This window comes from Candidatus Auribacterota bacterium, assembly GCA_026392035.1.
Classification (GTDB): Bacteria; Auribacterota; Tritonobacteria; order UBA1439; family UBA1439; genus JAPLCX01.
The window spans coordinates 1-8115 of the sequence record JAPLCX010000113.1 but is presented as its reverse complement, the minus strand read 5'-3'; the positions used below and the strand labels follow the sequence as shown (position 1 = coordinate 8115).

Sequence of the window (8115 nt, the reverse complement as noted above, 5' to 3'; positions counted from 1 at the left end):
GCAGTACAAAATCAGGCCAGTGTTGGTAGCCTCACCACAATGAGATCGTTTGTTGTAGGGCATTTTAGGAGGGGGGCGAAGTAATGTTAAACCAAAAATCGCGGTTTTTCCCCAGGAAGTGGCTCTGTGAGGGGAAGAGTAACTCTTTTCTATCCCCCCTCACCCTAACCCTCTCCCCCCAGACATTGGGGGGAGATGGAACAGTCATGGGGTCATTTCTAATTTGGTAAGAAGGGGACATTTCTATTTTGGCTGGACACACGTTCCAGACCGCGGTTGACTATTCACCATGGATCGGATAATCTGAGTCGCTCTGTTTCCTCTTCAAGGCGGTACGTGAGTGCGGGAGACGCATCATTTCCTTTTTTACCAGCATATGCGCAGGGCAGCGCATGTGAGGAGGATGATAAATATGGCGAAGATACCAGCGAATATTTTCAGGGAATACGATATCCGTGGACTTGTGGGAAAGGACCTCACGGACAAAACGGTGGAGCTCCTCGGGAAGGGGGCGGGAACATACCTGGGCAGGAAGGGCATCACGAAGATTGCGCTCGGGCGCGACGTGCGCCTGAGCTCGAAGAGCTACCGTGATGCCATTCTGAATGGTCTCATGGCGACCGGCCTCCACGTGGTGGATATCGGCATGGTCACCACGCCCATGCTCTACTTCTCTCTCTTCGGGAAGGAGATCCAGGGCGGGGTGATGATCACCGGGAGCCATAATCCGCCCGAATATAACGGATTCAAGGTTGCCGAGGGGAAGTCAACGATATACGGAGAAAAAATCCAGGAGGTCAGGGAGATCATTGAGTCGGGAGACTTTCTCCAGGGGAAGGGGCGGGTGGAAGAGACCTCGGTCGTTGATGACTACTGCCGCGCCGTTAAATCGCGCACGAGGATGGGGAATAGGAAGATCAAGGTGGTGGTGGACGCCGGGAACGGAACCACGGGCCCGACGAGCCCTCAGATTTTGCGCGATCTCGGCTGCGATGTGACCTGCATGTACGGCGATCCGGACGGCCACTTCCCTAATCATCACCCCGACCCCACACTCCCCGAAGCGGTGAAGGATTTGCGTGAGAAAACGCTCGCGCTCAGGGCCGATGTGGGGATAGGCTTCGATGGGGATGGCGACCGGATCGGCGTGATCGATGAGAAGGGCACGATTATCTGGGTGGACATGCTACTCATCCTCTACGCGCGCGATCTGCTGAGCAGACTGCCCGGTGCGAAGGTGATCTTCGACGTCAAGTGTTCACATCTCTGCACGGTTGAGATCAGAAAGGCGGGCGGGATCCCGATCATGTGGAAGACCGGCCACTCGCTCATCAAGAAGAAGATGCAGGAGGAGGGGGCGCCCCTCGCCGGCGAGATGAGCGGGCATGTCTGTTTCGCCGACAACTATTTCGGCTACGACGATGCCACGTATGCCGCGTGCCGCCTGGTTCAGATCCTCTCCAACACTGACAAGTCCCTCTCGCAACTGCTCTCGGATATCCCGAAGACCTACACCACCCCGGAGATACGGCTCGAGTGCCCCGACGACAAGAAGTTCAATATCGTCAAGGAGCTCAAGGAGTACTTCGACAAGAACTATGACACGCTCGATATCGACGGCGTGCGGGTGGTGTTCCCGGACGGGTGGGGCCTTGTGCGCCCCTCGAACACGCAGCCCGTCCTCGTCCTCCGTTTCGAGGCGGAGACAGCCGAACGGCTGGAGGAGATCAAGGGACTGGTGGCCGGAAAGCTGAAGGAGTACCTGCCGGAGGCGGAAATCTAATTCAAAAGTGAAAAGGCAAAAGGCAAAATTACAACTAAAAAATCAAAACAATCCCTCTGAGTATTGATTGTTTTGAATTTTGCCTTTTGACCCTTTGCAGATTTTGTCATCTGTGCTTTGTCATCTGTCATTTTCGTTTGGGATTTGGGATTTTGCCTGCCCGCCGGCAGGCGGGGATTTGGGATTTCTTATTGTATGGACCCAGCGCTTCTCACTCTCGAATTTAACAGCGTGGCGGCAGGGATCGCCCTGTCGGACATGCTCGTGAAACAGGCCGCGGTGAAGCTCCTGGATTCGCGGACAGTGTGCCCCGGGAAATACATCGTCATGCTCACCGGCGATGTGGATGCGCTTAAATCTTCGCTCTCCGCCGCGCTGGATTCCGAGCTGGGTGAAACGATTACCGAACACCACCTCTTGCCCCATGTCCACCCCCGGGTAGTAGCAGCGATCAACGGTGTCCCTGAGTATGGAGAAATAAAGTCCGTCGGCGTCATCGAGACCTACGGCGTGCCGGCGTGCATCCGGTCGGGAGACGCGGGTGCCAAGGCGGCGGGTGTAGCGGTTATTGAAATCCGGCTCGCGAATGCACAGGGCGGGAAGTGCATCGTTGTCTTTTCCGGAAAACAGCACGAGGTTGAGGCAGCCCTGGCGGCCGGGAGGGCCGCTGCCGAGGAGATGCAGGGGCTCGTCAACAGCATCATCATCGAGCACCCGCACGAGTGCGTGTCGAAGTTTCTGGAGTCATAAAAGATAAGAAACCGCGGATTATGCTGATTCCGAAGATGAGATTCCATCACAGATGAACGCGGATAAACGCGGATTCAACTGGTAAACCACTGAAGACACTGAAGTTACTGAATTATATTTCTCATATTCTGTGGCTTCAGTGTTCTCAGTGGTGAATCTCTGATTAATCTGCGGTGAGGCATGGATCATAGGGTGTAAATGATGAGTATAGTTGATCAGGTCAGAACTGCCGGGGTCGTCGGCGCGGGCGGGGCGGGCTTCCCTGCCTGGAAGAAGATGAGCGCACGGGCTGATTGCGTGATTGCGAACGGCTCCGAGTGCGAACCGCTCCTCCGCGTGGATCAGCAGCTCATGACCCTCTACGCGTGCGAGATCGTCGAGGGGATGAAGCTGGTGATGCAGTCCACCGGCGCGACAAAGGGCATCATCGCCCTCAAGGAAAAATATCACAGGGCGGTCATCGCGCTCGAGGGGTGCCCGGGCAGGGACGGCATCGACATTCACCTCCTCGAGAATTACTATCCCGCCGGCGACGAGCAGGCCCTCGTCTGCGATGTCCTCGGGAAGATCGTCCCCGAGGGCGGCATTCCCATCGACATCGGCGTGGTGGTCCAGAACGTGGGCACGCTCGTCAACATCTGCCGCGCGAGGGAGGGGCAGCCGGTGACGCACCGGTGGCTCACCGTCACGGGCGCGGTGCGGGAGCCGAGGACGATCATCGCGCCCGTGGGCACCCCTGTCGGGGACGCGATCGCCGCGGCGGGCGGCCCGACGGTCGCGCCCTACGCGGTGATCGATGGCGGACCGATGATGGGATCTGAATCGAAGGGCGTGGTGATGAAGACGACCACGAGCGTGATCGTCCTGCCGGTGGATCACAAGCTGGTACGGTACAAGAGAAAGCCGATCGACCGTGACGTGAAAAGCGCCAGATCGGCCTGCGAGGGATGCCGGTTTTGCACCGACCTCTGCCCGCGATTCCTCCTCGGCCACGCGCTGGAACCCCACGCGATCATGCGCGCCGTCGCCTACCAGGCAGTTGAGGAGATCGACCCGGCGATCGTTGCCCAGTCGTACCTCTGCTGCCAGTGCGGCCTCTGTGGTATGTACGCCTGCCCGACGATGCTTTCTCCCGAGAGGATCATCAAGGCCTTTATCGACGGCCTCAAGAATTCCGGGGCGGCTCCGATTCACAAGAGAAAGCGGTTGGAGCCGCATCCGGAAAGGAGTTTCAGGCGTCCTCCGGTGCACGACCTTGTCTCCCGCTTTCAGCTTGAGGAGTACGATGTTGACGCCCCAATGGTGAGCGAGCCGCTCGAGGTGGCCGCGGTGAATATCCCGCTGAAACAGCATGTCGGTGTCGCGTGCGGTCCGTTGGTGAAGGTAGGGGAGAAGGTCGCTGCGGGACAGATGATCGGCGATGTGCCAGAAGGGGGCCTCGGGGCGCCCATTCACGCGAGCATCAGCGGCGTCGTTTCCAGCGTGAGCGCCGAGGAGATAGGCATCCGCGCCTAGGCAGATCGATGCATATAACTTTCTACCACGGAGGCACGGAGAACACGGAGGTAAAATAGTAATCTCAAGTTCTATTTAGGGTCTCCTGAAAAAGTCTAAAAATATATATAATATCATACAAGGCAAGTAGATATGATGTACAATGCTCTCCAGAATGATGGATAAAATGCACGGGAATTCGGGACAGGTGCCCGAAACCCGTGCAGTTATACACTAAAGGAGAGCTGAGATGTATCGGACTAAAGATCGTCAGACGGGGTATTTATTTTCGGAGTTGTTTCCGTTCGGGGGGAAGCTGAGAGAAGACAACCGGTCCTTAACCCCTCCGCAAGACTCATTCCAGTACCCACGCACCCGTCGAATTCCAGGTTGTTTGTCCATAAATATGGTGTGTCAACAAATCCATCTGGCGGCGACCAAGAAAACGCATTAGTCGGAAGCCAACAGATGCCCCCAAAAAAACACATGCCGCTTACTGCCCAAGAACTAAATCCCTTTTTCATTTTTCAATCCTCCCTTAGAACGTCGGTTAAAAGCCAAGAAGCAAATGCATCATCTTTCCGTTTTTCGCTGCCGTTTCATCACTATTTCTTGATATAATTTTATACGAAAGGAGGCTGGACTATGAAGAAGCAGATATCATTGCCGCAATTGAATCTAAAGTAACGTCTTATTCTTGTTGGCAGATTGGTCTCACTCATGATCCAAAAGAACGCAAACGACAATGGAAGGAAGACGAGAAGAAAAACACAGGCTGTTGGGCGGAATGGCAAGCGGATTCTCTGTCTGATGCTTAGGATATAGAATCGCATTTCATCAACGATAAGAAGATGAAGGGCGGTACCGGTGGTGATTTGTCGCCACATAAAACCGTCTGGGTCTATATTTTTTAGGCCGACTTGCAAGCTATCTTCTCCGCAGCGCGAAGTTGTTTATAATAGCGTTTCTTTGCATTGGCTTTCGTTATCTTCCCGTGAATTAGATCGTGGAGGATATTATGAGCCACCAACCATCTCGTGCGGTATAAACACCATAGTTTAGGTTTCTTACTCATGACAGTCTCCTTCTGTTAAATGTTGTGAGGGGGTAGTCGCCATAAACAATTTATCGTCACCGAGAAGACAGCTTATTAGCCTCATGAACAAAAGCACACACCTTTATAAATGCCCATTTATAATTCTATTCAGTTCCTTTATTGCGCTAAGAATCATTTTGCTCGAATTTAGTGACACCTATTACAATGATATCGAAGAGCTTTATATGGGAACTATCACCCACAGCTTCATTCATGGCCTGATAATGCCGATTCGTGAATATATCTATCACCCCCATGAAGGGGGTTCCCTGGTATTCGGATTGGCTGCCGCACCCGTGTTCGCGCTCTTCGGGCCCAGCTATTTTTCATTGAAGATCACCGCCCTGCTCTTTGCGTGCGCCGCATTCGCTCTATGGTATTTATTGCTTCTCCGTTTTTTCCATCTGCGCAGCGCAGTTATCATGGGCATACTGCTCTGTGTCGGGCCACCGGGCCTTATCAGGCTCACGCTCTGGTGCAGCGCCCACCACACGCAGAACCCCTTATTTGATATCGCCATTGTTCTTCTCTTCTGCCGGTTTCAGCAGGCGGCCAGTGGACACGCCGCATCTCTCGCGGCTCCGCGCTACATGGCCTCCTACCGGACAACATTGTGTCTTTTCGGGGCTGTTTCTGGGTTTGCACTGTTCTTTTCATACTTCTCGGTATTTTCCATTGCGGCTTGCCTGATTACATGGATCTTTATCGGAACACGCCAGAGCGGCAAGAAGACAATGGCAATCCTGCTCATCGCCTTCATTATTGGATTCTCTCCATGGCTGTTCTTCAACTTACAGACTGGATTTTCGGGAGTTAGGAGTATCTTGGAACTCATGAACACAAAGCCGGGCTGCCATTCTGGCTTATTCAATAGTTTAGGGAATTGCCTCTGGCTCATATTCTTCGATTCTTACTGGTTCAACCACAGCATATCCACCTCGCTCTCATCGGCATATGCATTTATATTTTCCTTAATCGCCATTTCATCGGTCACCTTCCTGTTCTATCGCACCGGCCGAGCTATTGCGACAATTATTTTTCGGAATTCCGAACGAAGACGCCGGCTGGAAATTCAGGATTTCCCCCGTACCGTCGTTGCTGTATATCTAATCATTTTCCCATTAACGATGGCAATCTGCGGATTTGAGTCAAGAATAGGCGCAGTTAAGGGGTATTTTATAAACTACCGCTATTTTTCGGTATGCCTTCCGTTCGTTCTCTGCGCAATAACACTCCTTCTTAGTGAAATGGCTGTTTCGCCAAGGCGCTTTTCCCGTATCGCCTCTTTCGTCATGCTTGGCATTATATGCGTTTTCTCAATCCACCCCATCTTTTCTGAACTAATCAGCACCCGCCGACATGAAGGACTCAGGCTCAATGGATACAGCTACTATATGCTTGGCTGGCGAGTGTCACAGAAAGAACAATACTGGGGAGCGCATATCAACGATGGACTCACTTTGTCGGATCAAATTGCCTCTGAGTGCGACCGAATGGATTTTCTGGACGGCTTCACCGAGGTTCACTGGTGGGAAGCAATTGAGGAGGAAGAGCCCTATGAGAAACCGGAGGAACTGAGGGCCGAGGTGGTCGACCGGACATCCAAGAATATAAAAGAGATCATAGACATAGCCTCCCACGTGGACGAATCACGGCGTAGCTACCTTTTCACCGCTCTCGGTCGGGTGCTCTGTCTGCGTTATGAGATCGAGAAGCCGCTCATGTGGCACCGCGCAGCGGATATAGTATTCATGGTTCCCCGCGAATACCTGTCTTCCGTTTTTTATGGCATAGGGCAGTCTGCCGGTTCCGCTCAGGCCATCTGGCATACTGGCTTCTCCCTCCCGAAAATGCCTGTTCCTAAAAACTGCCGAAGTGAATTCTTCCGGGGATTCGGGAACGGAATTCGATCGCCGTATATTCAAATCGCCCAGCGTGTGCCAACCGATCACTGCGCGCGAAAATAGAAAATTAGGGTTACTTCTCTGACTTCCTTGTCGCCACAGCCTGCCAGTTAAAAGTCGCGTTAGAATTACCTCCATTGAGCTCAGCAACATAAAAGCCGGAGAATGTCTGCCCTTTGCGTACCTCGTTTATCTCTGTCTTCATCACTGCCATGCCATTACAATCCGCGCTAGTCGGAGTAACTACAACAATAACTGGTTTTGATTCATCCGCCTCTTTAGAAAATACCTCATCGAACATAATGATCGCACTACCTTTAGACAACTGCGCTTGCCCCGCGGATAAGATAGTGCTATCTTTTGCTGTCACGGGGCTTGATTTGCCTCCTTCGGCGCTTTCTGCCCCCCGCATAGATTTGCTTTCACAACAGTTTTCCAGAATCCAATCAATTTCATCAAGTATGTTTCTTCCATGTACTTCAAGATTACCAGAGCCAACATCCAAACCGTTTTCCAAGTACATTCCTCCATAAAAATATCCCTTGCCTCTTTCTAAAGCTAAATTACCTGATCCTATCACTATATTGCCGGAGCCAACGTCCATGCCGTTTTCCAAGTAGATTGCATTATAAAAATATCCCTTGCCTCTTTCTAAAGCTAAATTACCTGATCCTATCACTACATTGCCGGAGCCAACGTCCATGCCGTTTTCCAAGTAGAGTCCTTTATAAAAATATCCCTTGCCGCTTGGCAAACTTAAATTGCCGTTTACCCATAACTGCATACCAACATGGAAATCACCCTCTGATCCATCCGCATATTCCGCATGCTCGCATTCCTCGCAATTATAGCAATCTGCAGTAGCGGGCGCCCACAATACGCCTACCAAACAAACCAGAGCACCTACCGCATAAAAAACAACTCTTGTTTTCATTTTTCAATCCTCCTTTAACCCGAAATCGGCGAGTATCGAGTTGATGATTTCGTAACTTGTTGAATACCTACAAGAATGAGCGACATGCAACCTTCAACTTTTTTGCAGGATGCGGACACAAAAAGAGCCTCCTTTGTTTCACCATTTGTTAAAA

5 protein-coding genes are annotated in these 8115 nt (G+C 52.1%); 4 read left to right on the top strand and 1 reads right to left on the bottom strand.

The window, feature by feature from the left end:
* Positions 1-412: 412 nt before the first annotated feature.
* The 4 genes from NTX71_11995 (at position 413) to NTX71_11980 (ending at position 7090) form a co-directional block, all read left to right on the top strand.
* The gene (locus NTX71_11995) at positions 413-1783 is read left to right on the top strand and encodes a phosphomannomutase/phosphoglucomutase (GenBank protein MCX6340620.1); all 1371 of its coding nucleotides are present in this window, start codon (positions 413-415) and stop codon (positions 1781-1783) included.
* Positions 1784-1978: 195 nt separating this feature from the next.
* Entirely contained in the window at positions 1979-2533 is a 555-nt protein-coding gene (locus NTX71_11990) for a BMC domain-containing protein (protein ID MCX6340619.1), read from the top strand.
* 201 nt (positions 2534-2734) lie between these two features.
* Positions 2735-4048: an SLBB domain-containing protein gene (locus NTX71_11985; protein MCX6340618.1), complete on the top strand. Its 1314-nt coding sequence runs from the start codon at positions 2735-2737 to the stop codon at positions 4046-4048.
* 1497 nt (positions 4049-5545) lie between these two features.
* Positions 5546-7090: a hypothetical protein gene (locus tag NTX71_11980; GenBank protein MCX6340617.1), complete on the top strand. Its 1545-nt coding sequence runs from the start codon at positions 5546-5548 to the stop codon at positions 7088-7090.
* Positions 7091-7100: 10 nt separating this feature from the next.
* On the opposite strand, the gene NTX71_11975 is transcribed toward NTX71_11980, so the two are convergent.
* Positions 7101-7961 (bottom strand): hypothetical protein, encoded by an 861-nt coding sequence (locus NTX71_11975; GenBank protein ID MCX6340616.1) that lies wholly within the window; start codon positions 7959-7961, stop codon positions 7101-7103.
* Positions 7962-8115: the final 154 nt, after the last annotated feature.